Here is a 26,873-nt window from a genome sequence, read left to right on the forward strand (position 1 = left end):
CGCATGGCCGAGGCCGCCGGAGCGCCGTCGTCCCTGGGACCCGACTGGGTTCTCGGGGACGACGGGCTCTACTTCCGTCGGGGCGCCCGCGTCCTGCTCCTCGACGACGCCGATCGGATCCTCCTGGCCCGCGGGCACGACGTGGACCAGCCCGAGCGCTCGTGGTGGTTCACCATCGGCGGGGGCGTCGACCCCGGTGAGAGCGACCGCGACGCGGCGCTGCGCGAGGTCCACGAGGAGACCGGGATCCGGCTCGACCCGGACGCGCTCGTGGGTCCGGTCTACACGCGCAGCGCGATCTTCGACTTCTACCGCCGGCACTGCCGCCAGGACGAGGTGCTCTACCTCGCGCGCACGGACGGCACCACCGCCCGCGGCGAGCTGAGCCGGGACGGGTGGACCGACGTCGAGCACGACGTCGTCGACGAGATGCGCTGGTGGTCGCTCGACGACCTGCGCGGCGTCGAGATCGAGGTGTTCCCCGAGGGCCTGGCCGACCTCGTCGCGCCGCTGCTGCGCGGTTGGGACGGCGTCACGCACCACCTCGGGACCGCTCGCGAGGACTGAGGTCCGGGCCGACGCGGCAGTCCCGCCGCGGCGCGCGAGTGCCTGCCCGGTGCTACGGACGACGGGCGACGACCCGCCACACGATCCCGCCGACGAGGAGCCCCAGACCGAGGACCGCCCCGCCGATCGCGACGAACCACAGCAGGATCGTGCCGCCGACCGTCGCGAAGAACTCGCCGAACTGCCAGCCCTCGGTGACGACGAACGTCGCCCCGGGGGACGCGTCGCCCTGGGCGACGGCCACGGTGCACGTCTGGGCCGACGGCGAGGTCACCTCGGCGACGGTCGTCGCCTCGTGCGAGCCGAAGCCGGAGCTCCCGGAGACGGAGGGGTGCCGCACGTCGAGGTCGCCGTCGGGGCAGGTCACGGTGACGTCGTCGGCGTCGAATCCCTCGGCGCCGATCGGCACGACCGCCCACACGCTGTACGGTCGACCGCCCGAGAGCGCGACGTCCGCCTCGCCCGGGACGTCGCCGGAGGCGAGCGCGGCCGAGCCGGGGGCGCCCGTGCTGTCGACGACGCCCGTCGGCAGCGCCCGCAGGAAGGTCGTGGCGCCCAGGACGCCGGCGACGAGCGCGACCACCAGCAGGACCGCGCCGACCACGATCAGGACCGTCGCGCCGCGCGTGCTCCGCGGCGGACGGGGCGGGAGACCGGGGTACGGGACCGAAGGACCGGGATACCCGGACGGCGGCTGGGCAGGATACGGCGGTGTCGGTCCGGGGCCGGGCGGAGTGGTCACGACGGCGAGGCTAGCAACCGGCGTGGCGGGGTGCGGGCGGCGACGGACGTATCATTCCCGTTCGTGACGATCACGATCGGAGTCCTGGCGCTGCAGGGCGACGTGCGCGAGCACCGCGCCGCGCTCGAGGCCGCCGGCGCGCGCACGGTCGGCGTGCGGCGCCCCGAGGAGCTCGCCGCGGTCGACGGGCTCGTGCTCCCCGGGGGCGAGTCGACCACCATCGAGAAGCTCCTGCGGATCTTCGAGCTCGACGAGCCGCTGCGCGCACGCATCGCCGAGGGCCTGCCGGTCTACGGCTCGTGCGCCGGCATGATCCTGCTCGCGGACCGCATCCTCGGCGGCACGGCCGACCAGCGGACCATCGGCGGGCTCGACGTGACGGTCCGGCGCAACGCGTTCGGCCGGCAGGTCGACTCGTTCGAGACGGACCTCGCGTTCGCCGGCATCGCCCCCCAGGACGGCGGTCGCGCCGGGGCCGAGGGGGCGGGCACCGTGCACGCGGTGTTCATCCGCGCGCCGTGGGTCGAGGAGGTCGGCCCGGGCGTCGACGTGCTCGCGCGCATCCCCGACCACGAGGCGCCCGGCATCCCCGCGGCCGCCGCCGGTAGGATCGTCGCAGTCCAGCAGGGATCGCTGCTCGCCACCTCGTTCCACCCGGAGATCTCCGGGGACGCGCGCGTGCACGAGCTGTTCGTCAGAATCGCGAAGGGGTAGGAACGCATGTCAGGGCACTCCAAGTGGGCCACGACCAAGCACAAGAAGGCGGCCATCGACGCCAAGCGCGGCAAGCTCTTCGCGAAGCTCATCAAGAACATCGAGGTCGCGGCGCGCACCGGCGGCGGTGACCCCGCGGGCAACCCGACGCTGTTCGACGCCATCCAGAAGGCGAAGAAGTCGTCGGTCCCCAACGACAACATCGACCGCGCCGTCAAGCGCGGCTCCGGCACGGGCGCCGACGCCGTCGACTACCAGACGATCATGTACGAGGGCTACGGCCCCAACGGCATCGCCGTGCTGGTGGAGTGCCTCACGGACAACAAGAACCGTGCGGCCTCCGAGGTGCGCCTCGCCTTCAGCCGCAACGGCGGGAACCTCGCCGACCCCGGCTCGGTGTCGTACCTCTTCTCGCGCAAGGGCCTCGTCGTCGTGCCGAAGTCGGACGGCGTGACCGAGGACGACGTCATGCTCGCCGCGCTCGAGGCGGGCGCCGAGGAGGTCACCGACTCCGGCGAGGTCATCGAGGTCCTGTGCGAGGCGAGCGACCTCGTCGCCGTGCGCACGGCGATCCAGGAGGCGGGGCTCGAGTACGACTCCGCCGACTCGATCTGGCACCCGTCCATGGAGGTCGAGGTCGACGCCGACGGCGCGCGCAAGATCCTGCGCCTCATCGACGCGCTCGAGGACAGCGACGACGTGCAGAACGTCTACGCGAACTTCGACGCGTCGGACGAGGTCATGGCGGAGCTCGAGAACGACGACTGACCGCTGGGTTCGCCCGAGGTGAGGTCTGGTCGCCCTGGGTGCGGGGTGGGTGGGACGCGCGCGGTCTACCATCCGCCGCTCGTCCCTCGCGGCTCCCGCCAGGCCCGCCACGACCGCGCGCGTCCCACCCACCCCGCCGGTGTCGGCTCACCTCGGTGCGTGCCCGCGAGGCGGCGAGGTTCCGTCGTCGGCTCGTGGGAGGCTAGCGGGGTGCGCGTTCTCGGTGTGGATCCTGGGCTGACCCGGTGCGGCGTCGGGGTGGTGGACTCCGCGCGGGGGCGGCGGGCCGAGCTCGTGGCCGTCGGCGTGATCCGGACGGACCCGGACCTCAGCGTGGACCTGCGGCTGCTGCGGATCGCGGAGCGGCTCGACGCGTGGTTCGAGGAGCACGTTCCGGACGTCGTCGCGGTCGAGCGCGTGTTCGCCCAGCACAACGTCGGGACCGTGATGGGCACGGCCCAGGCCGCGGGTCTCGCGATGGTCGGCGCGGCCAAGCGCGGCGTCCCTGTGGCGCTGCACACGCCGTCCGAGGTCAAGGCCGCGGTCACGGGGAGCGGGCGCGCGGGCAAGGAGCAGGTCCAGCGCATGGTCGCGAGCATCCTGGGGCTCGCGGAGCCGCCGAGGCCCGCGGACGCCGCCGACGCGCTCGCGCTCGCGATCTGCCACCTGTGGCGACCCTCGGGCGCGCTCCAGGGCGGCGAGCGGCACGAGCTGACGCCGGCGCAGCGCGCCTGGGCCGCGGCCGAGCACGCGGCGAAGGCCCGGCGGGCACCGCGCTGACGGCGCCCGTGTCGGTCGGCCCGGGCGTGGGCGCACCTTGCTAGAGTGACCGCGGTCGTACGGGTGTTCGACACACCTTCTCGGCGCCGTCCGCGGTCGTCGCGCCGGCGGACCATCGGACCAGGTCGGCGGAGCCGACCGGGAGAGGAGCCTGGGTGATCGCGTCGCTGAGCGGAGTCGTGGCGAGCGTCCAGCTCGACCGCGCCGTGCTCGAGGTCGGGGGAGTGGGCTACCTCGTGCACGCCACGCCGGCGACCCTCGCGGGCCTGCGCGTGGGCGAGGACGCTCGGCTCGCGACGAGCCTCGTGGTCCGCGAGGACTCCTTCACCCTCTACGGGTTCGCCGACGACGACGAGCGGACCGTCTTCGAGACCGTCCAGACCGTCAGCGGCGTCGGGCCGCGGCTCGCGCTCGCGATGCTCGCGGTGCACACGCCCGACGCCCTGCGACGCGCCGTGGGAGGTGGCGACATCGCCGCCCTGGTGCGTGTCCCCGGCATCGGCACCAAGGGCGCGCAGCGGATCGCGCTCGAGCTGGGCGACAAGCTCGGGCCGCCCACCGGGGCCGACGCCCCCGAGGCGGGCGCGCCGGCCACCGGGACCGGCCCGCGCCCGGTCGACGACCGTCGGGACCAGGTGGTCGAGGCGCTCGTCGGGCTCGGCTGGAACCTCAAGGCCGCGGACGACGCCGTCTCCACCGTCCTCGCCGAGGCCGGTGTCGACGTCGTCGAGGCGCCCGACGTGGCCGGCGCGCTGCGTGCCGCGCTGCGCGTCCTCGGCGGACCGAGGGGCTGACCGTGGCGAACTTCGACCAGGTGGGCGTGGACGGCTTCGGCGGGGACGGCACGTTCTCGTCCGAGCGGATCGTCGCGGCGGGAGCGGACGACCTCGAGCGCGCCGCCGAGGCGGCGCTGCGCCCCCGCAGGCTCGAGGAGTTCGTCGGGCAGGCCGTCGTGCGCGACCAGCTCTCGCTCGTGCTCCAGGCCGCGCTCGCCCGCGGGAGCTCGCCGGACCACGTGCTGCTGTCCGGGCCACCCGGGCTCGGGAAGACGACGCTCGCCATGATCATCGCGGCGGAGCTCGGGACGTCGCTGCGCGTCACGTCCGGGCCGGCGATCCAGCACGCCGGGGACCTCGCGGCCGTCCTGTCCTCGCTCGAGGAGGGCGAGGTGCTCTTCATCGACGAGATCCACCGCCTCGCGCGCCCCGCAGAGGAGCTCCTCTACATGGCGATGGAGGACTTCCGGGTCGACGTCGTCGTGGGCAAGGGCGCGGGCGCGAGCGCGATCCCGCTCTCGCTGCCGCCCTTCACCGCCGTCGGCGCCACGACGCGCGCGGGCCTGCTGCCCGCGCCGCTGCGCGACCGGTTCGGGTTCACCGGGCACCTCGACTTCTACTCGAGCGAGGAGCTCGAGCGCGTGCTCTCCCGGTCCGCCGGGCTGCTCGGCGTCGTGCTCGACCCGGACGCCGCGCGCGAGATCGCCGGTCGCTCGCGGGGCACGCCCCGCATCGCCAACCGCCTGCTGCGGCGCGTGCGCGACTGGGCGCAGGTCCGCGGCGACGGGAGCATGGACCTCGCGGCCGCGCGCGCAGCGCTCGAGGTCTACGAGGTGGACCCCATCGGCCTGGACCGCCTCGACCGGGCGGTCCTGACGGCCCTGTGCACGCGCTTCAACGGCGGCCCGGTCGGGCTGACGACGCTCGCCGTGACGGTCGGCGAGGAGGCGGAGACGGTCGAGACGGTCGCCGAGCCGTACCTGGTGCGCGAAGGTCTGATCGGACGGACTCCCCGGGGCCGGGTCGCGACGCCCGCCGCCTGGGCGCACCTGGGGCTCACGCCGCCGCGCGAGGGCGGCACCCTGTTCGACGCCTGACGGCGGTCCCGTCGGGAGCCCGGAGGCGAGCCCGTCCGCGCGTCCGGCGCGCGTCCCGTGACGACGGTCACAGGTGCGCCGAACGTGGTCCTAGAATGGGTGGGGCCCGAGCGGGCGGAACTCCCCGGCGGGACGGCTCGTTGGTGAACCGTGCGCGCACGCCTAGACTGCGCGCAGATCCCGCACAGAACAGGACACGAGACTCCGTCATGGATATCAGCTTCATCCTCATCCTCGCCCTCGCGGCGGGCGCGATGTTCCTCATGACCAGCCGCACCCGCAAGCAGCAGCGCGAGGCCCAGAACTTCCGGGCGAACCTCGCCCCCGGGCAGGAGGTGATGACGGGTTCCGGCATGTTCGGCACGATCGTCGACGTCGACGAGGACGCCGACGTCATCACGATCGAGTCGACGCCGGGCAACCAGTCCCGGTGGCTCCGGGCCGCCATCGCGAAGCTCGTCGACCCGCCGGTCGAGCCCGAGGAGGAGGAGTCGGCGTCCGACGAGGCGACCGACGGCGACGCGCTCTACGGCAGCGCGCCGTCCGGGTCCAAGGAGGACGTCGACGACCTCGTCGTCCCCGACGACCTGTCCGGCCTGACCGGCGGGCCCACGGACAAGGACCGTGACCGTCGCGACGAAGGCACCGAGAGCAAGTGACCGTGCGCCGGTCGCCCCGAGCGACCGGCGCCTGACCTGGTCGGCCTCCCGGCCGACCGCACGAGAAGAGACAGACAGTTGGCCAACTCCAGCACGCGCCGTTCCCGGCCCGTCCGGACGATCGTCCTGTTCCTGCTCCTGAGCGTCGTCCTATTCGGCGTGCTCTTCGCAGGGACCAAGACGGACGGCCGCTCGGCGGACAACCCGGGAGGCGCCTCCTTCGCCCCTGCGCTCGCGCTCGACCTCGAGGGCGGGACGCAGATCGTCCTGCAGCCCGTGACGGAGGACGCGTCCGCAGTCACCCCCGAGACGATCAACCAGGCGATCAACGTCATCCGCCAGCGCATCGACGCGCAGGGCGTCTCCGAGACGGAGATCACGAGCCAGGGGCGCGACAAGATCGTCGTCGGCATCCCGGGCCAGCCGTCCCAGGAGACGATCGACCTCGTCAGCGCCTCGGCGCAGATGCGGTTCCGGCCGGTCCTCGCGGTCGGCATGCCGACCGCGACGCCCGCCGAGGACGCGACGGGCGACGAGGCGGCGACGGAGGAGAGCGCGGATCCCGCGACCGAGTCCGCGGACCCCGCGACCGACGAGGCGACGGACCCCGCGGCGGACGAGGCCACGGACCCGGCTGCTGACGAGGCCACCGATCCCGCGGCGGACGAGGCGACGGACGCCCCCGCCGACGACGCGACGACCGGGACCGACACGGAGGCGACCCGCCCGGAGAACCCCAGCGACCTGGCGCAGATCACGCCGGAGCTGCAGGCGGAGTTCGACGCGCTCGACTGCACCCTGCCGGAGAACCAGGTCGGCGGCGACAGCGGCCCGACCGACTCCGCGTTCGTCTCGTGCGCCGACGACGGCTCGGCCAAGTACATCCTCGGCCCGGTCGAGATCGAGGGCACCGACATCTCGAACGCGAACTCCGGCCTGCGCGTCGGGCAGAACGGCGTCGTCACGAACGAGTGGGTCGTCAACCTCGAGTTCGACTCCGAGGGCACCAAGGAGTTCCGCGAGGTCACCACGCGCCTCACGTCGCTGCCGGCCCCGCAGAACCAGTTCGCGATGGTCCTCGACGGGCTCGTCATCTCCGCCCCGGTCTCCCAGGCCGTCATCCCCGACGGCAAGGCGGAGATCTCCGGCAGCTTCACGCGCGACTCGGCCGCGACGCTCGCCAACCAGCTCAACTTCGGCGCCCTCCCGCTGACGTTCGAGGTGCAGAGCCAGGAGCAGATCTCGGCGACGCTCGGCAGCGAGCAGCTCCAGAAGGGCCTCATCGCCGGAGTCATCGGTCTGCTGCTGGTGTTCATCTACTCGCTCTTCCAGTACCGGATGCTCGGGTTCCTCACCATCGCGTCGCTCATCGTGGCGGGCGTGGTCACCTACCTGACCATCGCGCTCATGTCATGGGGGATCGGCTACCGGCTCTCCCTGGCGGGCGTCGCGGGCCTCATCGTCGCGATCGGCTTCACCGCGGACTCGTTCATCGTGTACTTCGAACGCATCCGCGACGAGCTGCGCGACGGGCGCACGCTCCAGCAGGCGGTCTCCAAGGGCTGGGGGCGTGCCCGCCGCACGATCCTCGCCGCGAAGGCCGTCAACCTCATCTCCGCGATCGTGCTCTACTTCCTCGCGGTGGGTGGCGTCCAGGGCTTCGCCGTCACGCTCGGTCTCACGACGATCATCGACGTCGCCGTCGTCTTCTGGTTCACGCACCCGGTGATGGAGCTCGTCGCGCGCGTCCCGTTCTTCCGGGACGGGCACAAGTGGTCGGGCCTCTCGCCGGACCGGCTCCAGACCCGCGGACCGCGCTACGTGGGCGCGGGGAAGGTGGTCGGGCCGGGTCAGCCCGCCGACCGTCGCACCCCCACGGCCGCGCAGGAGCCCACCGGTGCGAAGGGCGAGGACGAGCTCGTCCTCGCCGGCTCCGCCCCGCGGACGCCGGCGCGCACCGAGGACGGACGACGACTGACGATCGCCGAGCGGCGCGCGGCCGAGCGTCGCGCGGCCGCCCAGGAACCGGCACCCGGTGGAACGGACGGGCCGGCGGACGCCGCGCCGTCCGCCATCGACGGTGAGAACGAGGAGAACCGCTGATGGCCGCCCGTAGCTTCGCGCAGTGGGGCAACGACCTCTACACGGGGCGCAAGTCCTACCCGATCGTCCAGCAGCGCAAGCGCTGGTTCATCGTCGTGGGCGTCCTCAGCCTGCTGTCCGTCATCGTGATCGCCGTCCAGGGGCTCAACCTGGGTCTCGACTTCCGCGGCGGCTCGGAGTTCACGGTCACGAGCATCACGGACAAGTCGCAGGAGCCGGCCGTCGACGCCGTGCACTCGGTCGCGCCCGACGCCGAGCCGCGCGTGTCGAGCGTCGGCGAGAGCGCGCTGCGCGTCCAGACCGCCGAGCTCGCCGACGAGGACCAGGTCAACGCGGTGCGCCAGGCGCTGGCGGACGCCTACGGCGTCGACGTGAACGAGGTCGCGAGCGCGTTCGTCGGCCCGACCTGGGGCGCCGACGTGTCGTCGCGCGCGCTGTGGGGCGTCGTCGTGTTCATCGGCCTGGTCGCGGTCTTCATGGCGATCTACTTCCGCGCCTGGCGCATGTCGCTCGCCGCGATCATCGCGCTGCTCGCCGACCTGCTCATCTCGGCGGGCGTCTACGCCGCGGTGGGGTGGGAGGTCACGCCGTCGACGATCATCGGGTTCCTCACGATCCTGGGCTACTCGCTGTACGACAAGGTCGTGGTCTTCGACAAGGTCCGCGAGAACACGGCGGGCATCCTCGACCAGACCCGCAGCACCTACGCCGAGCGGGCCAACCTCGGTGTGAACCAGACGCTCGTCCGGTCGATCAACACCGGTGTGGTCGCGCTGCTCCCGGTCGCGGGCATCCTCTTCATCGGTGCCTTCGCCCTCGGTGCGGGGACGCTGCGGGACATCTCGCTCTCGCTCTTCGTCGGCATCGCCGTGGGCACCGCGTCGTCGATCTTCCTCGCGACGCCGCTCGAGGTCTGGCTCCGCACGCGGGAGCCGGCGATTGCCGCGCACACGCGCAAGGTCGAGGCGCTGCGCGCCGAGCGGCTCGCGGACGCGGGCGAGGAGTCGGACGACGACGCCGTGCTCGCCGCGGCGGGCGTGGCGGGTCACCGTCAGCTCCAGCCGGGCGAGCACCTGGGCAACAAGGCGCAGCCGCGTCGCCGTCGTCCCCGATGACGGACCTGCACCACACGCCGACCGGCGAGGTGGACGGCCTGCGGGCCGTCGGCCTCGCCGGTCTCGGCGCACAGCGGGCCTCCCGCGTGCTCGAGCTCGTCCGCGCCGTGCCCGACTACCCCGGGCCCGGCATCACGTTCCGCGACATCACCGGGCTCCTCGCCGACGGCGCCGCCTTCGGGCACGTCGTCGAGGCGCTCGGGGACGTGGCCCGCGCGGCGGGCGGCATCGACCTCGTCGCGGGCATGGAGGCGCGGGGCTTCCTGATCGGAGCCCCGCTCGCGACGCACCTGGGCGTCGGCTTCGTGCCGCTGCGCAAGGCCGGCAAGCTGCCGCCGCCGACGGACGCCGTGACCTACGACCTCGAGTACGGCACCGCGACGATCGAGCTCCGGTCGGGAACACTGCCGCCCGGTGCGCGTGTTCTGGTGGTGGACGACGTGCTCGCGACCGGGGGCACGGCGGCCGCGGGCGCCGAGCTCGTCGAGCGCGGGGGAGGCGTCGTCGTCGGCCTCGCGTTCCTCCTGGAGCTCGAGGGACTGGGTGGTCGGGAGCGGCTCGCGGGCCGCGACGTGACCACGCTGGTCCACGTCGAGTCGTAGGATTGCCACTCCGGTCGTCTCGGCTGGTCGCCGACACGGTGTCGGCGATCGCCGGCCTGCGGAAGGAGGCGCGCATGAGCGAGAACACCCGGACGTCGCGCGCCCCGGAGAAGGCGGGCGCGCAGCCCGCTCCCGGCGCGGGCGGTTCCGGCGGTCGCGGGGTGCGGTCGCGCCTCGTCCGCTTCGGTGCCCGACCGAACGCGGGCAGCCCCGCGCTCGAGCCCGTGCTCCAGGCCGTCCGCACCAACCACCCCCGGACCGACCTCACGGTCATCGAGCGCGCCTACGAGACCGCGGAGCGCGCGCACCGGGGGCAGCTGCGCAAGAGCGGCGACCCGTACATCACGCACCCGGTCGCCGTCGCGACGATCCTGGCCGAGCTCGGCTTCGACGGGTCGACGCTCGCCGCCGCGCTGCTGCACGACACGGTGGAGGACACCGACTACTCCCTCGCGCAGCTCACCGAGGAGTACGGCGAGGAGATCGCCATGCTCGTCGACGGCGTGACCAAGCTCGACAAGGTGACGTACGGGGACGCCGCGCAGGCCGAGACGGTGCGCAAGATGGTCGTCGCCATGGCGCGCGACATCCGCGTGCTCGTCATCAAGCTCGCCGACCGTCTGCACAACGCGCGCACCTGGAAGTACGTCTCGTCGTCGTCGGCGGGCCGCAAGGCGCGCGAGACGCTCGAGATCTACGCGCCGCTGGCGCACCGCCTCGGTATGAACACGATCAAGTGGGAGCTCGAGGACCTGTCCTTCCAGGCCCTGTACCCGAAGGTCTACGACGAGATCGTGCACCTCGTGGCGGAGCGGGCCCCGGCGCGCGAGGAGTACCTGGCCGTCGTGCGGGAGCAGGTCACGGCGGACCTGCGCAGCGCGAAGATCAAGGCGACCGTCACCGGCCGGCCCAAGCACTACTACTCGATCTACCAGAAGATGATCGTGCGCGGGCACGACTTCGCGGAGATCTACGACCTCGTCGGTGCGCGCGTCCTCGTGGACAGCGTCCGGGACTGCTACGCGGCGCTCGGCGCGCTGCACGCGCGGTGGAACCCCGTGCCGGGGCGGTTCAAGGACTACATCGCGATGCCGAAGTTCAACATGTACCAGTCGCTGCACACGACGGTCATCGGCCCCGGCGGCAAGCCGGTCGAGATCCAGATCCGCACGCACGAGATGCACCGGCGCGCGGAGTACGGCGTCGCGGCGCACTGGAAGTACAAGGAGACCGCCAAGTCGGGCGGGAAGACCGCGAAGGACGACACCGCGGCGAACGACATGCGGTGGCTGCGCCAGCTCGTCGACTGGCAGCGCGAGACGGCGGACCCCGCGGAGTTCCTCGACTCGCTGCGGTTCGAGATCGGCGGCGCCGAGGTCTACGTCTTCACGCCCAAGGGCGACGTCATGGCGCTGCCCGCCGGCTCGACCCCGGTCGACTTCGCGTACGCGGTGCACACCGAGGTCGGGCACCGGACCATGGGCGCGCGCGTCAACGGGCGCCTCGTGCCGCTCGACTCGACGCTCGAGAACGGCGACTCGGTCGACGTCCTCACCTCGAAGTCGGAGAACGCGGGCCCGAGCCGGGACTGGCTCGCGTTCGTCAAGAGCCCCCGCGCGCGCAACAAGATCCGCCAGTGGTTCTCCAAGGAGCGCCGTGAGGAGGCCGTCGAGCACGGCAAGGACGCGATCGCCAAGGCGATGCGCAAGCAGAACCTGCCGATCCAGCGCCTGCTGTCGCACGAGTCGCTCGTCGCGCTCGCCAACGAGCTCCGCTTCGCCGACGTCACGGCGCTGTACGCCGCGATCGGCGAGGGGCAGGTGTCGGCGGCGAACGTCGTCTCCAAGCTGGTCCAGGCGATGGGCGGCGAGGAGGGCACGGTCGAGGACGTCGCGGAGACCGCGCGCCCCGGGCACACCGCGCGCCGCGTGCGGACCGGCGACCCGGGAGTCATGGTCAAGGGCGTCGACGACATCTGGGTCAAGCTCGCCAAGTGCTGCACCCCCGTCCCGGGCGACGAGATCATCGGGTTCATCACGCGCGGCCAGGGCGTGAGCGTGCACCGCGCGGACTGCGGGAACGTCGTCGGGCTGCGCAACCAGCCGGAGCGCATCGTGGACGTCTCGTGGACCACCGGCAGCAACGCGATGTTCCTGGTCCAGATCCAGGTCGAGGCGCTCGACCGGGCGCGCCTGCTCTCCGACGTCACGCGCGTCCTGTCCGACAACCACGTGAACATCCTCTCGGCCACCGTGTCGACCTCGAACGACCGCGTCGCGATGTCGCGCTTCGTCTTCGAGATGGCCGAGCCGGCGCACCTCGCGCAGGTGCTCAGCGCGGTCCGCAAGGTCGACGGCGTGTTCGACGTCTACCGCATCACCGGGACGAAGGCCGCCGAGGCGACTCAGCTCCCGGCCTGACCCGGAGCCGCCCGCCCGTGCAGCGCGGCATCCCGGAGCGGCGCCCCGGCCGCGTCGTCGTGCCGCGCCGCGCGCCCGGTGGCAGCATCGGCACATGGACCTGCCCGTGATGCCTCCCGTGCTGCCCATGCTCGCGAAGTCCGTGCCGGCGGTGCCCGAGCCCGACGCGGTCGAGGGCGGGTACGTGTACGAGCCGAAGTGGGACGGGTTCCGCGCGATCGTGTACCGCGACGGCGACGAGGTACGGCTCGACAGCCGCAACGCGCGACCGATGGAGCGCTACTTCCCGGAGGTCGTCGAGGCGGTGCGTGCGGCGCTCCCGGCGCGCTGCGTGGTCGACGGCGAGATCGTCGTCGCGCGCGGCGGTCGCCTCGAGTTCGAGGTGCTGCAGCAGCGCATCCACCCGGCGGCGTCCCGCGTGCGCCTCCTCGCCGAACAGACGCCGGCCGCGCTCGTCGTCTTCGACGTGCTGGCCCTCGGCGACGACGACCTGACGGGTCAGCCGCTCGCGCGCCGCCACGAGGTGCTGGACTCCCTCGGCCTCGACGGCCCGGACGTGCACGCCACCCCGCGGACCCGCGACGTCGCGGTGGCGCGCGACTGGTTCGACACGTTCGAGGGGGCGGGCCTGGACGGCGTGGTCGCCAAGCCGCTCGACGGGACGTACCAGCCGAACAAGCGCGCGATGCTCAAGATCAAGCACGGGCGCGAGGCGGACGTCGTGCTCGCCGGGTACCGGCTGCACAAGACGTCGACGCCCGCGAAGCCGCTGCTCGGGTCGCTGCTGCTCGGCCTGTACGACGACGCCGGCCAGCTCCAGTTCGTGGGCGTCGCCGCGTCGTTCCCGGCGGCGCGCCGGGCGGCGCTCGTCGCCGAGCTCGCGCCGCTCGTCGTCGAGCCGGGCACGCCGGAAGCCGACGCGCACCCCTGGTCCGGCTGGGAGAACCCCGCGGGCGAGCGGATGCCCGGCGCGGTGTCGCGGTGGAGCTCCGGCAAGGACCTGTCGTTCACGCCGCTGCGCGTCGAGCGCGTCCTCGAGGTCGCGTACGACCACATGGAGGGCACACGGTTCCGGCACACGGCCCAGTTCCGGCGCTGGCGCGACGACCGCGACCCGTCGTCGTGCACGTACGACCAGCTCGAGGAGCCGGTCAGCTACGACCTCACCGACATCCTGCCAGGCGCTCCCGGCGTCGTCTGACGGGTGGGTCGTGCCGCGGCCGGGCGTCGGGACGCTCGGGGCTAGGCGCGGGGCCGGTCGCGATCCTTGCTCGGTTGGACGCGCTTGGGCTCGCCCGGCATCTTCGGGTACTCCGGGGGATAGGGGAGATCGCCGAGCCCGTGCTCGGCCTCGTCCCTCCGGGACAATTCGAGCGCTGCCTCGAGCGACGCCCCCGCGTCGTCCCGGTCGGCGCGCAGCGGCGCGAAGAGGTCGCCGACCTCGGCGAAGCGCGCGGGCATCGACAGCACGTCGAAGTCGTCCGGGTGGACGTCGCCGAGCTCCTCCCAGCGCAGCGGCGCCGAGACGGTCGCGCGCTGGTTGGAGCGGATCGAGTACGCCGAGGCGATGGTGCGGTCGCGCGCCATCTGGTTGTAGTCGACGAAGATCTTGGCGCCGCGCTCCTCCTTCCACCACTTGGTGGTGACCTGGTCGGGGAGGCGACGCTCGAGCTCGCGCCCGATCGCGATCGTCGCGCGCCGCGCGGCGACGAAGTCCCACTCGGGCGCGATCGGCACGAAGACGTGGATGCCGCGGCCGCCGGACGTCTTCGGGTAGCCGGGCAGGCCCAGCTCGTCGAGCAGCTCGCGCAGGTGCGGCGCGACGCGCACGGCGTCGTCGAAGTCGGTCCCGGGCTGGGGGTCGAGGTCGATGCGGAGCTGGTCCACGGCCTCGACGTCCTCGCCCCGCACGGGCCACGGGTGGAAGGTCAGGGTCCCCAGGTTCGCGGCCCAGGCGACGACGGCCAGCTCGGTCGGGCACACCTCGTCGGCGGTCCGCCCGCTCGGGAAGGCGATGCGGGCGGTGCGCACGTAGTCCGGCGCGCCCTTGGGGACGCGCTTCTGGTAGAACGCGTCGCCGGTGTTGTCGGTGCGCGTGCTCATCCGCGCACCCTCGAACACGCCCTTGGGCCAGCGTTCGAGCGTCGTCGGACGGTCGACCAGGGCGCCGAGGATCCCGTCCCCGACGCTGAGGAAGTACTGCACGACGTCGAGCTTGGTCACCCCGCGGGCAGGGAAGACGACGCGGTCCGGGCTCGTGACGCGCACGGTCCGGCCGCGGACGTCGAGCTCGACGGGAGGGGTCGTGGCTGCGGCCATGCCGACCAACCTAGACCGGGTCGTCCTCCCCGGCGAGCAGGAGCGCGAGGGTGCGCCGTGCCTGCGGCCGTCCGGCCCACCGGTGGCGCAGCTCGAGCGACCGGGTCGCGACCCGCGGCTCCAGCCCGCACACGTCGCGCAGCCGGCGGAGGGTCGTGAGCGCCTCGGCGGGCTCGCAGCGCGTGGCGACGTCCAGGGCGGTCCGCACGACCGACGTCACCAGCACCCCCGCGACCAGGGTGCGGTCGTCGCGCAGCACGTGGGACTGGCGCGGGGCCCGACCCGTGAGCGGCGCGGGACGGTGCCGACCGGGCGGGTACACGACGTCGAGCACGCGCGGCGCGGTCGACCCGCACAGCACCCAGGCCGCGGCGCTCCCGGCGAGGACGGTCCCCGGCGGGACGAGGTCACGGACGGCGAGCGCGCGGAGGGTCGGCGTGTCCGGCACGAGCGCGGGCGCGGCGACGTCGCCCCAGAGGAGTCGGAGCGCACCGGACCGTACGAGGTCCTGGAAGGCCGCGTGCCCACCGACGTCGGCGGGCACGACCAGGAGCCCCACGTCGGTGCTGCGGGGCGCGAGGAGGCGCGCCAGGGTCGCGGCGGCTCCGGCAGCGGGTGCGGCGGTGCGAGGGGCGGGAAGCATGCGCACACCGTGCACCATCGGCCCGGGCACGCGGAAGGGGCCGGCGCTCGCCTGTGGACGAGTGCCGGCCCCTCCGGACCGAGCAGCAGAAGGACGGCGCGTCAGCCGCGCGAGTCCTCCGCCGCGCGCACGACCTGCTCGAGCCAGGCGCGGCGCGCGGTCAGCGCGGTCTCGAGATCCTTGACCGCGCGGGCGTCGCCACGGGACTGCGCGGCCGCGAGGTCCGCCTCGAGGCCCTCGATCGCCGCCTCCAGCTGCGCCGCGGCACCCTCGGCGCGCGCACGCGTCTCGGGGTTGGTCCGCGTCCACTGCGCCTGCTCGGCGTCGCGGACGGCGTTCTCGACAGCGCGCAGGCGACCCTCGACGCGCTGCAGGTCGCCGCGGGGCACACGGCCGGCCTCCTCCCACCGCTCCTGGAGGTCGCGCAGCGCGGCCTTCGCCGCCCCGAGGTCCTTGACCGGGACGAGCTTCTCCGCCTCGGTCAGGAGCGCCTCCTTGACCTCGAGGTTGGCGGCGTACTCCGCGTCCGTGGCCGAGTTCACCGCGTCGCGGGCCTGGAAGAACGTGTCCTGCGCGGCGCGGAACCGGGCCCACAGCGCGTCGTCGTCCTTGCGGCTCGCGCGCCCCGCGGCCTTCCAGCGCGCCATGAGGTCGCGGTACGCGCCGGCGGTCGGGCCCCAGTCGGTGCTCGACGAGAGCGCCTCGGCCTCGGCGACCAGCTTCTCCTTGGCGGCCTTGGCGGAGGCGTTGCGCTGCTCGAGCTCGGCGAAGTAGTGCCGGCGCTCCCGGTCGAACGCGGTCCGTGCGTGGCTGAACCGCTTCCAGAGGGCCTCCTCGCTCGCCCGGTCGATGCGCGGGCCGGAGCGCTGCGCCTCCTTCCAGCGGTCGAGCAGGCCGCGCAGCTCCTCGCCGGCGGGGCGCCACTGCATGCGGCTCGGGTCGGTCGCGGCGATCTTCTCGGCCGCCTCGATGATCTCGGTCCGCACCTCGAGGGCCGCGGCCTTCGCGGCGGCCCGCTCCGCCTCGAGCTGGCCGCGGCGCTCGGCCGCGGCACCGCGCAGCGACTCGACCTGCGCGCGCAGGCCGTCGAGGTCGCCGACGGCGGACGGCTCGGCGGTCTCCTCCGTCAGGCGGGCGATCGTCTGGTCGATCTCCTTGACCGACAGGTCCGTGCTCGTCAGCCGCGCCTCGAAGAGCGCGACCTTCGCCTGGAGGTCGAGGTAGCGCCGCACGTACAGCGCGAGCGCCTCGTCGGTGTCGACGCCGGGGAACTGACCCACGGAACGCTCGCCGGCGCTCTCGCGGACGTAGACGGTGCCGTCCTCGTCGACCCGGCCGAACTCGGCCGCGGCCTTCGCCGCCGCGGAGTCGTCGGCGAGCGCCGGGACGGCGGGCACCTCGGGCACGGCGGCCGACGCGGCCGGGGCGCCCCCTGCCGCGGGAGCGGGCTTGCGTGGCGGGCGGGGTACGGCCGAGGGCTTGGGGCGCGGGCCCGGCCGCGGGGCGGCGGGCTTCGCCGCAGCCGGAGCCTCAGCGGAAGGCGCGGTCTCGGCCTCGGCCCCGGTCTCGGCCTCGGCGGGTGCCGGGTCCTCGGCTGTCTCGGCGTCCTGCGCGACGGTGGTCGACGCGTCGCTGGGCTCGGTCCCGACGGCGGCCTCGTCCGTCGGCTCGGCGCCGGCGGCGGGCTCGTCGGTCGGCTCGGCGTCCGGGACGGGCGCGTCACCCGGCGCGCTCGCGGTCTCGGCGACGGCCGGCGCGGTCTCCTCGCCGCTCGGCGCGGAACCCGGCGCGTCGGCTGCCTCCGAGGCAGCGTCCGGCCGCTGCTCGGTGACGACAGGCTCCTCGGCGGGTTGCTCGGTCGTCGGCGCCTCGGCGGGCTCCTCGGCCGTGGGCTGTTCGGCCGCGGGGACCGGGGTCTCGGTCGTCGAGACCTCGCTCGCGTCGGTGCTCCCGGCGGAAGCGTCGGTGACGGCTGCGGCATCCGTCGTCTCCACGTCTGTCGCGTCGACCCGTCCGGTCTCGCTCGCCTCCGCGGGCTCCGGTGCCGGTGCGCTCGCCTGGTCCTTGGCGGGATCGCTCACTGGGTCTCAACTCCTTCGATGGTGACCGGGGTGGCGGGGGACCCGTCGCCGGATCCGTCCTGCGTCCCCGCGTCAGCGACTGCCTGGACGACGTCCAGGCCGGACGTGATGGTGCCGAACACCGTGTAACCACCCGCCGCGTCGGACGGGATGGTCGAGTCCTCGTAGACGAGGAAGAACTGGGAGCCCATCGACTCGGCGTTGCCGCCCTGGCGCGCCATGGCGACGGTCCCCGCGGGGTACACGTCGTCGGACGGAGGGTTCTCGATGGGGCCGAACGAGTAGCCCGGGCCGCCGGTTCCGGTGCCGGTCGGGTCGCCGCACTGGAGCACGTGGATGCCGGACGTGGTGAGGCGATGGCACGACGTGCCGTCGAAGTACCCGGACTCGGCGAGGGACACGAAGCTCGCGACGGCCTGCGGCGCGTCCGCTCCGTCGAGGGTGAGGGTGATGTCGCCCGCGCTCGTGGTGAGCGTCGACGTCCAGTCGCGCCCCTCGGCGGCGGAGGCCGGGGGCAGGGTGTGCTCGCCGGACGCCGACGGAGCGGTCGCGTCGCCGTCGCCGCCGGCGTCGGTGCCGGGTGCCTGGGTGGCGGACAGCGCCCACCACACGGCGACGCCGATCACGACGAGCGCCGCGACGACGCCGACGATCGACCAGGTCCGCTGGCGCTTCGCGCGGAGCTGGGCCACGTGGCGGTCCCACTTCTCCTCACGACGGCGCGCCTGCTCGCGCTCGCGACTCTTCGTCGACACCCCAGCTCCTTCGTCCGGCGCCGTCGTGGCGCGCACGGTCGACCCCGGTGCGGCCGCGGTCGGTACGGGACAGTCTAGGCACCGAGCGCCCTGGTGGCGGGTGGATTTGCCGCGCGCAGGTCACGGTCCGGTATCGACCGCTCCGGCCCCGCCCGGGCGCGAGCCCGTCGCCGGAGACCGGGCGAGGCGGCGCGGGCTACCCTCGGGCGCGTGGACCGACCCCGTGGCAACCCGCCCACGCCCCCGTCCGACGCCCCCTCCGACGAGCCCGGTGCCGAGCCCCGCGACGTGCCCGCCGTGACGGTGCGCGTCGTCGTGGCGCCCGTCTTCGGGACGAACTGCACGGTGCTGAGCGCCCCGGGCGGCGACTGCGTCGTGGTCGACGCCGGCGCGGGGGTGGCGGACGCCGTCGTCGCCTTCGTCGAGTCCGCGGGGCTCGTCCCGCGTGCCGTGCTCGCGACGCACGGGCACGTGGACCACACGTGGGACGCCGCGGCGCTCGCGGACCGGTTCGACGTGCCCGTCGTCCTGCACGTGGCCGACGCCTACCGGCTCGCCGACCCGTTCGGCAGCCTCGAGCACGGCTCGCCCACCGGCGACCGGGGCGCGCGCTCGCTCGTCTCCGGTCCGCTCGGCGCGGCCCTCGCCGCGGCCGGGGCCCGGCCGGAGGACTACCGCGAGCCGACCCGCGTGGAGACGTTCGACGTCGCGGCGGGTGAGGAGCGGGTGCTGCGCTGGGGCGACCTCGTGCTGCGCGCCGTCGGGGCCCCGGGGCACACCGAAGGGTCGACCCTCTACCTCGTGGGCGAGCCCGGGACGGGGATCGTGCTCAGCGGCGACGTGCTCTTCGCGGGCTCGGTCGGCCGCACGGACCTGCCCGGCGGGGACGGCGCGACGATGGCCCGCACGCTGCGCGACGTCGTCGGGCGCCTCGACCCCGCGTGGGACGTGCTGCCGGGCCACGGGCCCACGACCACGGTCGCGCGCGAGCTCGCGACCAACCCGTTCCTCGCGGCCTGACGTGCGCGGGCCGGCCCGTCCGTCGGCCGGGACGATGCGGACGACCGTGCCAGCGTCTGGGAAGATCTGACCCATGGCCAGGCCCACACCCCTCTCCGGTTTCCCCGAATGGCTCCCCGACGGTCGGATCGTCGAGCAGCACGTCCTCGACACCCTGCGCCGCGTGTTCGAGCTGCACGGGTTCGGGGGGATCGAGACGCGCGCGGTCGAGCCGCTCGACCAGCTCCTGCGCAAGGGCGAGACGTCCAAGGAGGTCTACGTCCTGCGGCGCCTGCAGGAGGAGGCCGGCGACGCCGACGACACCCGCCGGGACAAGGGCGACAAGCAGCTCGGCCTGCACTTCGACCTCACGGTCCCCTTCGCGCGCTACGTGCTGGAGAACGCCGGGCACCTCGCCTTCCCGTTCAAGCGCTACCAGATCCAGAAGGTGTGGCGCGGCGAGCGCCCCCAGGACGGGCGGTTCCGCGAGTTCACCCAGGCCGACATCGACGTCGTCGGCGCGGGCGAGCTGCCGTACCACTACGAGGTCGAGCTGCCGCTCGTCATGGCGGAGGCGCTCGGCGCGCTGCGCGACATCGGCGTGCCCGAGGTCCGCGTCCTGGTCAACAACCGCCGGGTCGCCGAGGGCTTCTACCGCGGTCTCGGGATCGACGCCGTGGACGAGGTCCTGCGCCAGATCGACAAGCTCGACAAGATCGGGCCGGAGAAGGTCGCGGGGCTCCTCGTCGCCGAGGCGGGCACCACCCCGGAGCAGGCCGAGGCGTGCCTCGCGCTCGCGGCGATCAGCGGGAGCGACACGGGCGTCGTCGACCGCGTGCGGGCGCTCGCGGCCGAGCACGGCGTGGTGAGCGATCTGCTCGAGACGGGTCTCGGCGAGCTCGGCGCGCTGGTCGAGGCGGCGAGCGTGCGCGCCCCGGGCGTCGTCGTCGCCGACCTCAAGATCGCGCGCGGGCTCGACTACTACACGGGCTCGGTCTACGAGACCGTGCTCGTCGGGCACGAGCAGCTCGGGTCCATCTGCTCGGGCGGCCGGTACGACACGCTCGCGTCCGACGGCGCGAACACCTACCCCGGGGTCGGCCTGTCGATCGGCGTGTCCCGCCTCGTGTCGCGCCTGCTCTCGGCGGGCCTGGTCCGGGCGACGCGCTCCGTGCCGAGCGCCGTCGTCGTCGCGGTGACGAGCGAGGAGACGCGCGGCGCGTCCGACGCCATCGCGACCGCGCTGCGGTCGCGGGGCGTCCCGGTCGAGGTCGCGCCCGCCGCCGCCAAGTTCGGCAAGCAGATCCGCTACGCCGACCGGCGCGGGATCCCGTTCGTCTGGTTCCCGGGGCGCGTCGAGGAGGACGGGACGCGCTCGCCCGACCAGGTCAAGGACATCCGTTCGGGCGAGCAGGTGGACGCCGACGCCGCGACGTGGGCGCCGCCCGCCGAGGACCTGCACCCGCGGGTGGTGCCGGCGGGCGATTGACGGACCGACCGGACGGCGTGCGGGGCGAGGGGAGGCGCGACGACGTGGCGGACGCGGTCGAGCTCGCCCTGCCGTTCGAGGGCACGTGGCTCGTGCAGAACAGCCCGGCGCGGCGCGTCCCGAGCCACGGGACGCACCTGTTCGCCACGACCTACGCGATCGACTTCGTCGCGGTCCGCGGCCGCCGCACCGCGGACGTGCGCGACTGGCGCACCGCGCTCGGCACCGAGCCGCCTGAACGGTTCCTCGGCTTCGGCCTGCCCGTCCTCGCGCCCGGCGCGGGCACGGTCGTCGCGGCGCACGACGGCGAGCGCGACCACGAGGCCCGGCGCTCGCCGCTCGCGCTGCTCGGGTACGCGCTCACGCAGGCGTCCCGGGCGCGTGCCGGCGGCGCGGCGCTCGCGGGCAACCACGTGGTGCTCGCGCTCGACGTCCCGGGCGTGTTCGTGGTCCTGGCCCACCTGCGTCGCGGGTCGGTCGAGGTGCGCCCCGGGCAGCGGGTGGGGCCGGGCGACGTGGTGGGTCGGTGCGGGAACTCGGGGAACTCGACGCAGCCGCACGTGCACGTGCAGGCCATGGACGGGCCCGACGCGCACGTCGCGCGCGGCGTGCCGCTCGCGTTCCGCTCCTATCGCGAGCACGGGCGTGACGGCGGCGTCCGTGCGGTCGCGCTCGGGGTCCCGGGCGAGGGGACGGTCGTCGAGCCCGCGTGAGGCTGCTCGCCCGTTGGCCGGTCGATCGGTCGGCCGGGTTCGCCCGGGAGCGTCGGCGGCGGTGTCGCCTCAGGCAGTGAGCGCGCCGATCCCGGTCACCCACCCCCCGTGGACGCCCGCCGCGACCACCGCGCCGGCGACGGCCAGGACGGCGCCTGCCGCGACGACGTCGGGCACGCCGAGCGGGACGGGCCGTGAGGACGTCCGGGGTCCGGAACCCAGCCCGCGCGACTCGAGCGCGACCGTGAGCCGCTCGGACCGGCGCACCGCGCCGACGAGGAGCGCGAAGGCGGCCGCACCGAGCGACCGCGGCGACCGAGGGAGCGTGCCCCGGCGCCGCCGGGGGTCGCGGACCGCCTGGGCGCAGCGGATCGTGTGCCACGCGTCGGGGAGCTCGACGAGGAGCCGGTGCGCGGCGAGCACCGCGAACGTCCAGGTCGCGGGCAGGCGCGCGTGCTGGTGCAGGCTCGTCATGAGGCGGACGGGGTCGGTCGTGAGGACGAGCGCGAGGGACAGCGCGCCGACGAGCAGGGTGCGCAGCGCGAGCGCCGCGCCGATCGTCAGCCCGTCCGCGCCGACGGTGAGCGGACCCAGCGGGACGGCGTCGCCCCCGGGCCGGGTGGCGACGTTGACGACCAGGAGGCTCGTCGCGAACACCGCGAACGGGACGTGGGCGAGCGCGAGGGTCCGCACGGGGACGCGTCCGAGCGTCAGCAGCGCGGTGACGGTGAGCACCCAGCCGATCGTCGGGGTCACCGGGTCGGTGACGAGGAGCGCGGCCGTCGAGACGACGAGCACCGTCGCGAGCTTGACCGTCGGGTTCCAGCGTTCGAGCGCGGTCGGGCGGGGGCCGGTCACGGGGCGACCTCCGCGGCGACCGCGGCCGTGGGCGCGAGTCTCGCCGTCCCGGGATCGGCGCCCGGCACGACGTCGTGCCGGGCGTCGAACGCCGCGTCGAGCGCGCGGACGAGCGCCCCCGGGTCGACGCCGCGACCGCGGCCTACGCGCGCCCACCAGTCGAGCAGCGGGGGTCGGCGCAGGCCCGCCAGCGCGCACAGCGCGTCGTCGGCGAGGACCGCCGACGGCTCCGCGACCGTGGCGAGCGTGCCGTCCACGACCACGGCGACCCGGTCGGCGAGCGCCGCGACGAGCGAGAGGTCGTGCGAGACGACGACCACGGCGCCGCCCGCGTCGGCGCGCCCCCGCAGCACGTGGGCGACCGTGGCGGCCTGGGCCCGGTCCAGCCCGAACGTGGGCTCGTCGGCGAGGAGGACCGGCGGGTCCAGGACGGTCGCGGTCGCCAGGGACAGGCGCCGCTGCTCGCCGCCCGAGAGCCGGTACGGGTTCGCGTCGGCGAGGTGCGCGAGCCCGAACGCGGCGAGGGTCCGGGCCACGCGCGCCTCGACGTCGTCGACGCGGGCGAGCCGGGCCGACCAGGCGACCTCCTCGCGCACCGTGCGGGCGACGAGCTGGTGCTCGGGGTCCTGGAACACCATCGCGACGGGCTCGCCCGTCGCGGTCGCCACCTCGCCCGTGGTGCGCTCGAGCCCGGCCAGGCCGCGCAGGAGCGTCGACTTGCCGCCCCCGTTGGGACCGACGACGGCGAGCACCTCGCCCGCGCGGACGTCCAGGTCCACACCGCGCACGACGGCCGGGTCGTCGCTCCGGGACCGCCCGGCGCGGAGTCCGCTGCGGCGGACGGAGAGACCGCGCGCCCGGAGCGCGACCGGTCGCGCCGTGCCGGACGGGGGCCGGTCCGTGGTCGTCGAGCGCGACGGCGAGGACCGCACGAGGTCGACCAGCCAGTCGTCCGTCCCGGGGGAGCCGAGCGCCCCGGGCGCGCCCGCCTGCTCGAGGCGGACGGCGAGGGGTAGCCAGCACCCCAGCCCGGAGAGGTCGTGCGCGTGCTCGCGCAGGACGCGGTCGGTGGGGCCGTGCGCGACGACCCTGCCGTCGCGCCCGAGGACCAGGGTCGCGTCCGGCAGCGCGCCCAGGTCGTCCAGGCGGTGCTCGACGAGCACGACCGAGCGGTGCCGCGGCGCGGCGTCGTCGCCGCCGTCGGGTCCGGGGCGGCGCGCGAGGCCGGCGACGAGGGCCCCGACGTCGTGGGCGGCGGCGGGGTCCAGCAGCGCGGTGGGCTCGTCGAGGACGAGGAGCTCCGGCTCGGCGACGAGCGCCGCGGCGACCGCGACGCGCTGCGCCTCGCCGCCCGACAGCGCGTGGGTCGCGCGGTCGTGCAGGTGCGCGGCGCCGACGGCGGCGAGCGCCGCGGTCGCGCGGGCGTCCGTGGTGCGGGGGTCGGCGCCACGGTTCTCGAGCGCGAACCGCAGCTCCTCGTCCACGCGCGCCAGGCAGAGCTGGTCGCCGGGCCGCTGCTGGACGAGGCCCACGCGGGCGGCGAGCACGGGCGGCGGCACCTCGCGCGGGTCGGCGCCGGTCACGCGGAGGCCGCCCAGGACGACGCCCGGGAGGGTGTGCGGGACGACGCCGACCAGCGCGCGCAGGAGGGTCGACTTCCCGCACCCGGACGGGCCGAGGACCAGCAGGCTCGTCCCGGCCGGGACGGTGACGTCGACGCCGTCGAGCACCCGGGTGCCGTGGTGCCCGAGGTGCACGGTCACGTCGGCGGCGGTGACAGCGTCGCGCGCGTGCGCGGTCACGTCAGCCACGTGCGCGGTCGCCTCACCCACGGCGGGCCGCGCCGATCGCGAACGCGTCGAGGGCGCCCGTGCGGGCGAGGGCGTCGCCGAGGAGGCGGGCCGCGAGGCCGCACAGCACAACGCACGACACGACCTGGATCCCGAGCCGGAGCATCGCGTAGTCCTGACCGATCCAGCCGAAGCGCACGGCGTTGAAGGCGAACGTGACGAGGGCCGCGCTCACGCCCGACGCGACGAAGACCCACCATCCGAACCGGCGGTAGCGCGTGAGCGCGAACGGCAGCTCGGCGCCGACGCCCTGGACCAGGCCCACGACGAGCAGCAGCGGCCCCGCGGGGGACGCGAGGAAGACGACCTCGACGAGCGCGGCGAGGGTCTCGGCAAGGATGCCGACCCCCGGCTTGCGCACGATGTACGTGGCGAGCGGGCCGACGACGATCCACGCGCCCGCGAGGACGTTCGCGGCGAGGTCCGCGAGGGGGCCCATCGCGAGCTGGAGCGGGGCCCAGAGCTGGACGAACGCCCAGTACACGAACCCGAAGACGACGCCGAGGACGGCGACGAGCACCGTCTCGTGGAGCGTCAGCCCGCGGCGCCGTGCGGGGCGCCCGGTCGGGCGGACCGCGAGACCGGGCACCCCGCCGGCCGACAGGTCGGCCGGCACGCCGGCCGATCCGGTGGGCGGCTGGTCGGTGGGTGCGGCGGCGGTCGGGGTCGCCTGCTGCGGGGTGGTGCGGGGCTCGGCCATGCGGGTTCCCTCCGTCGGGCCCCCGGGGCGAGGGGTGCACGACGGAGCGCCACTGCGGCGCCCCGCGCGCACGGCCGGGCGCGAGGCGCGCACGGGCACGAGCGCGCAGGGGACGGTGACGTCGGCCCTGCTCCCTTCGCTGGTACGAACCAGATCAGGTTCCACGGGTCTGCAGGTGGGACGGGTGTCCGGCCTGCACTCTCAGCGCTCGTGCGCTCCCCGGGGGCGTTCGGCCCGACCCTAGGCCCTCGGGGCCACGCGGACAATCCCGGCGTCTCAGCCCGCGGGACGGGCCCTGGGCCGCCCGTGCACCGGCCCTGCGCAGGGTGCGGGTCGCCGCTGACGCGGAGCAGGCGTCCCCCGGGGAGGACGGCGGGGCTTGACCTGAGGATCGAACACCTGTTCGAATGTGCGGGTGAGGTGGGACGGACAGGCGCTCGGCGCGGACGACGGCGCTCTCCCGGGGCTGGAGCGGGCGGGCCTCGTGCGCAGCGTGCGCACGCCCGACTTCGCGGGCATCACGTTCCACGAGGTGACGGCCAAGAGCGCGCTGTCGAAGGTCCCGGCGATGTCGCGCATGCCGTTCCGCTGGACGGTCAACCCGTACCGCGGGTGCAGCCACGCCTGCTCCTACTGCCTCGCGCCGTCGACCCCGGTGCTGCTCGCCGACGGCACGCAGCGACCGATCGGCGAGCTGCGGGTCGGCGACGAGATCGTGGGGACCGCACCGCACGGCGCCTACCGGCGTTACGTGCGCACGCGCGTGCTCGACCGCTGGACCACCCGCAAGCGCGCGTACCGTGTGACCCTCGCGGACGGCACGCGCCTCGTCGCGAGCGGTGACCACCGGTTCCTCACCGAACGGGGCTGGCGCCATGTCGTCGGCGGGGCCGGGCGCCGCGCCCACTTGGCGCTGGGCGACGTCCTCGTCGGCCCGGGGGCGGCCGCGCTCGCGGGCGGCCGGGTCGCGCTCGAGGGCCGGGACGTCACGGGCGACGAGGCGCTGCGCGTCGACTCGCTCGAGGCGCTCGACGGGCCGGGGGAGGAGACCGAGCTCGTCGACATCACCACCGGGACGCGGGACTTCGTCGCCGCCGGGGTCGTGAGCCACAACTGCTTCGCCCGGCCCACCCACCAGTACCTCGACCTCGACGCGGGCGACGACTTCGACCGCGAGGTCGTGGTCAAGGTGAACGTCGACGAGGTGCTGCGCGCCGAGCTCGCCCGCGCGTCGTGGGGCCGCGAGCCCGTCGCGCTCGGCACGAACACGGACCCCTACCAGCGGGCCGAGGGGCGCTACCGCCTCATGCCGGGCATCATCGACGCGCTCGCGGGCTCCGGCACGCCCCTGTCGGTCCTCACCAAGGGCACGCTCCTGCGCCGCGATCTGCCGCTGCTCGCCGACGCCGCCTCGCGCGTCGAGGTCGGGGTCGGCGTCTCGCTCGCGCTGCTGGACCCGACGCTCCAGGCGAGCGTCGAACCCGGCACGCCCTCGCCGCGCGCCCGCCTCGACCTGATCCGCGCGGTCCGCGAGGCGGGCCTGCCGTGCGGCGTCATGGTCGCGCCGGTGCTGCCGTGGCTCACCGACTCCACGCGCGCGCTGACAGACCTGCTCGACGCCGTGAAGGACGCCGGGGCCACGGGGGTCACCGTGCTGCCGCTGCACCTCAAGCCCGGCACGCGCGAGTGGTACCTCGGTTGGCTCGCGCGCGAGCACCCGCGGCTCGTCCCCGGCTACGAGCGGGTCTACGCCCGTGGCGCGTACGCCTCGAAGGCGTACCGCTCGTGGCTGTGGGACCGCGTGCGCCCGATGCTCGAGGCGCGCGGCTTCGCGGTGTCCGGCCACCGCGGTCCCGCGGGCGTCGAGGGGCGGTACCGCCGGGGCGAGCTCGGCGGTCTCGGGGACGGTCACCGCGACCCGGGGCCGCCGACGGACGGCGCCTACCCGAGGGGGAGCCTCGCCGGATCGCCTCAAGAATCCGACCGGCGTGGCCACGACGGCGCGCTCGCGGGCATGCCGGTCGACGGCGGGGGTCTGGACGTCGTCGGCGGGGGAGTGGAGCAGGTCCTGTTCTGACCTGGTGGCACCGTCCGGGCGACACCGCGACCGCGACGCCGGCGCG

24 protein-coding genes and 1 riboswitch are annotated in these 26,873 nt (G+C 74.8%); of the genes, 16 read left to right on the forward strand and 8 right to left on the reverse strand.

The genetic code is table 11. From position 1 onward, the window contains the following. Nucleotides 1–3: 3 nt before the first annotated feature. The gene (locus NHH00_RS00735; protein WP_253049274.1) at nucleotides 4–567 is read left to right on the forward strand and encodes an NUDIX hydrolase; all 564 of its coding nucleotides are present in this window, start codon (nucleotides 4–6) and stop codon (nucleotides 565–567) included. 52 nt (nucleotides 568–619) lie between these two features. Here NHH00_RS00735 and NHH00_RS00740 read toward each other — a convergent pair whose 3' ends face one another. Beyond that, a complete protein-coding gene (locus tag NHH00_RS00740; protein ID WP_253049275.1) occupies nucleotides 620–1,171 on the reverse strand; it encodes a hypothetical protein in 552 nt (183 codons plus the stop codon). Between the two features lie 201 nt (nucleotides 1,172–1,372). Between NHH00_RS00740 and pdxT the strand changes: the two genes are divergently transcribed. From pdxT to NHH00_RS00795, 11 genes are all read left to right on the forward strand, one after another. Beyond that, on the forward strand, nucleotides 1,373–2,023 hold the full coding sequence (gene pdxT, locus NHH00_RS00745) for a pyridoxal 5'-phosphate synthase glutaminase subunit PdxT (RefSeq protein ID WP_253049276.1): 651 nt from the start codon (nucleotides 1,373–1,375) through the stop codon (nucleotides 2,021–2,023). 6 nt (nucleotides 2,024–2,029) lie between these two features. Then, nucleotides 2,030–2,791 carry a YebC/PmpR family DNA-binding transcriptional regulator gene (locus NHH00_RS00750; RefSeq protein WP_253049278.1) on the forward strand — a complete coding sequence of 254 codons (762 nt, stop codon included), beginning with the start codon at nucleotides 2,030–2,032 and terminating at the stop codon, nucleotides 2,789–2,791. Between the two features lie 210 nt (nucleotides 2,792–3,001). Then, complete coding sequence (gene ruvC, locus NHH00_RS00755; RefSeq protein WP_253049280.1) at nucleotides 3,002–3,571, forward strand: crossover junction endodeoxyribonuclease RuvC; 570 nt, start codon at nucleotides 3,002–3,004, stop codon at nucleotides 3,569–3,571. A 155-nt stretch (nucleotides 3,572–3,726) separates the two neighbouring features. Further along, the gene (ruvA, locus tag NHH00_RS00760) at nucleotides 3,727–4,365 is read left to right on the forward strand and encodes a Holliday junction branch migration protein RuvA (protein WP_253049282.1); all 639 of its coding nucleotides are present in this window, start codon (nucleotides 3,727–3,729) and stop codon (nucleotides 4,363–4,365) included. 26 nt (nucleotides 4,366–4,391) lie between these two features. Next, nucleotides 4,392–5,444 carry a Holliday junction branch migration DNA helicase RuvB gene (ruvB, locus tag NHH00_RS00765; protein ID WP_374614225.1) on the forward strand — a complete coding sequence of 351 codons (1,053 nt, stop codon included), beginning with the start codon at nucleotides 4,392–4,394 and terminating at the stop codon, nucleotides 5,442–5,444. 209 nt (nucleotides 5,445–5,653) lie between these two features. Beyond that, on the forward strand, nucleotides 5,654–6,103 hold the full coding sequence (gene yajC / locus NHH00_RS00770; protein WP_253049286.1) for a preprotein translocase subunit YajC: 450 nt from the start codon (nucleotides 5,654–5,656) through the stop codon (nucleotides 6,101–6,103). A 78-nt stretch (nucleotides 6,104–6,181) separates the two neighbouring features. Next, nucleotides 6,182–8,206: a protein translocase subunit SecD gene (gene secD, locus NHH00_RS00775; protein WP_253049288.1), complete on the forward strand. Its 2,025-nt coding sequence runs from the start codon at nucleotides 6,182–6,184 to the stop codon at nucleotides 8,204–8,206. Next, complete coding sequence (secF, locus tag NHH00_RS00780) at nucleotides 8,206–9,321, forward strand: protein translocase subunit SecF (RefSeq protein ID WP_253049290.1); 1,116 nt, start codon at nucleotides 8,206–8,208, stop codon at nucleotides 9,319–9,321. Before secD ends, secF begins: the two co-directional genes overlap by 1 nt. Then, a complete protein-coding gene (locus NHH00_RS00785; RefSeq protein ID WP_253049292.1) occupies nucleotides 9,318–9,923 on the forward strand; it encodes an adenine phosphoribosyltransferase in 606 nt (201 codons plus the stop codon). The genes secF and NHH00_RS00785 overlap by 4 nt, the downstream gene beginning before the upstream one ends. A gap of 74 nt (nucleotides 9,924–9,997) precedes the next feature. After that, a complete protein-coding gene (locus NHH00_RS00790; protein WP_253049293.1) occupies nucleotides 9,998–12,343 on the forward strand; it encodes a RelA/SpoT family protein in 2,346 nt (781 codons plus the stop codon). Between the two features lie 94 nt (nucleotides 12,344–12,437). Continuing rightward, nucleotides 12,438–13,544, forward strand: a complete 1,107-nt coding sequence (locus NHH00_RS00795; protein ID WP_253049295.1) for an ATP-dependent DNA ligase — start codon at nucleotides 12,438–12,440, stop codon at nucleotides 13,542–13,544. 41 nt (nucleotides 13,545–13,585) lie between these two features. Here the strand turns inward: NHH00_RS00795 and ligD are convergent, their stop codons facing one another. From ligD to NHH00_RS00815, 4 genes are all read right to left on the reverse strand, one after another. Beyond that, nucleotides 13,586–14,662 (reverse strand): non-homologous end-joining DNA ligase, encoded by a 1,077-nt coding sequence (gene ligD, locus NHH00_RS00800; RefSeq protein ID WP_253049297.1) that lies wholly within the window; start codon nucleotides 14,660–14,662, stop codon nucleotides 13,586–13,588. A 10-nt stretch (nucleotides 14,663–14,672) separates the two neighbouring features. Then, the gene (locus tag NHH00_RS00805; protein WP_253049299.1) at nucleotides 14,673–15,305 is read right to left on the reverse strand and encodes a hypothetical protein; all 633 of its coding nucleotides are present in this window, start codon (nucleotides 15,303–15,305) and stop codon (nucleotides 14,673–14,675) included. Nucleotides 15,306–15,406: 101 nt separating this feature from the next. Then, the gene (locus NHH00_RS00810; protein WP_253049301.1) at nucleotides 15,407–17,386 is read right to left on the reverse strand and encodes a DUF349 domain-containing protein; all 1,980 of its coding nucleotides are present in this window, start codon (nucleotides 17,384–17,386) and stop codon (nucleotides 15,407–15,409) included. Further along, nucleotides 17,383–18,141 carry a peptidylprolyl isomerase gene (locus NHH00_RS00815; protein ID WP_253049303.1) on the reverse strand — a complete coding sequence of 253 codons (759 nt, stop codon included), beginning with the start codon at nucleotides 18,139–18,141 and terminating at the stop codon, nucleotides 17,383–17,385. The genes NHH00_RS00810 and NHH00_RS00815 overlap by 4 nt, the downstream gene beginning before the upstream one ends. A gap of 210 nt (nucleotides 18,142–18,351) precedes the next feature. Here NHH00_RS00815 and NHH00_RS00820 point away from each other — a divergent pair, with 210 nt between their 5' ends. The 3 genes from NHH00_RS00820 (at nucleotide 18,352) to NHH00_RS00830 (ending at nucleotide 21,342) form a co-directional block, all read left to right on the forward strand. After that, complete coding sequence (locus tag NHH00_RS00820; protein ID WP_308202240.1) at nucleotides 18,352–19,161, forward strand: MBL fold metallo-hydrolase; 810 nt, start codon at nucleotides 18,352–18,354, stop codon at nucleotides 19,159–19,161. A 73-nt stretch (nucleotides 19,162–19,234) separates the two neighbouring features. Further along, complete coding sequence (gene hisS, locus NHH00_RS00825; protein WP_253049306.1) at nucleotides 19,235–20,629, forward strand: histidine--tRNA ligase; 1,395 nt, start codon at nucleotides 19,235–19,237, stop codon at nucleotides 20,627–20,629. A 44-nt stretch (nucleotides 20,630–20,673) separates the two neighbouring features. After that, nucleotides 20,674–21,342 carry a M23 family metallopeptidase gene (locus NHH00_RS00830; protein ID WP_253049308.1) on the forward strand — a complete coding sequence of 223 codons (669 nt, stop codon included), beginning with the start codon at nucleotides 20,674–20,676 and terminating at the stop codon, nucleotides 21,340–21,342. A gap of 69 nt (nucleotides 21,343–21,411) precedes the next feature. Here NHH00_RS00830 and NHH00_RS00835 read toward each other — a convergent pair whose 3' ends face one another. From NHH00_RS00835 to NHH00_RS00845, 3 genes are read right to left on the reverse strand one after another with little or no spacing between them, the layout of a single operon-like run. After that, on the reverse strand, nucleotides 21,412–22,200 hold the full coding sequence (locus tag NHH00_RS00835; RefSeq protein ID WP_253049310.1) for an energy-coupling factor transporter transmembrane component T family protein: 789 nt from the start codon (nucleotides 22,198–22,200) through the stop codon (nucleotides 21,412–21,414). Continuing rightward, entirely contained in the window at nucleotides 22,197–24,011 is a 1,815-nt protein-coding gene (locus NHH00_RS00840; protein WP_253049313.1) for an ABC transporter ATP-binding protein, read from the reverse strand. Before NHH00_RS00840 ends, NHH00_RS00835 begins: the two co-directional genes overlap by 4 nt. A gap of 13 nt (nucleotides 24,012–24,024) precedes the next feature. Next, nucleotides 24,025–24,750 (reverse strand): ECF transporter S component, encoded by a 726-nt coding sequence (locus NHH00_RS00845; protein WP_253049315.1) that lies wholly within the window; start codon nucleotides 24,748–24,750, stop codon nucleotides 24,025–24,027. Nucleotides 24,751–24,862: 112 nt separating this feature from the next. After that, nucleotides 24,863–24,982: riboswitch (TPP riboswitch) on the reverse strand. 183 nt (nucleotides 24,983–25,165) lie between these two features. Here NHH00_RS00845 and NHH00_RS00850 point away from each other — a divergent pair. After that, complete coding sequence (locus tag NHH00_RS00850; RefSeq protein ID WP_253049317.1) at nucleotides 25,166–26,827, forward strand: Rv2578c family radical SAM protein; 1,662 nt, start codon at nucleotides 25,166–25,168, stop codon at nucleotides 26,825–26,827. The last annotated feature ends 46 nt before the right edge of the window (nucleotides 26,828–26,873 follow it).

Source organism: Cellulosimicrobium cellulans, assembly GCF_024124905.1.
GTDB classification, from domain to species: Bacteria; Actinomycetota; Actinomycetes; order Actinomycetales; family Cellulomonadaceae; genus Cellulosimicrobium; species Cellulosimicrobium cellulans_G.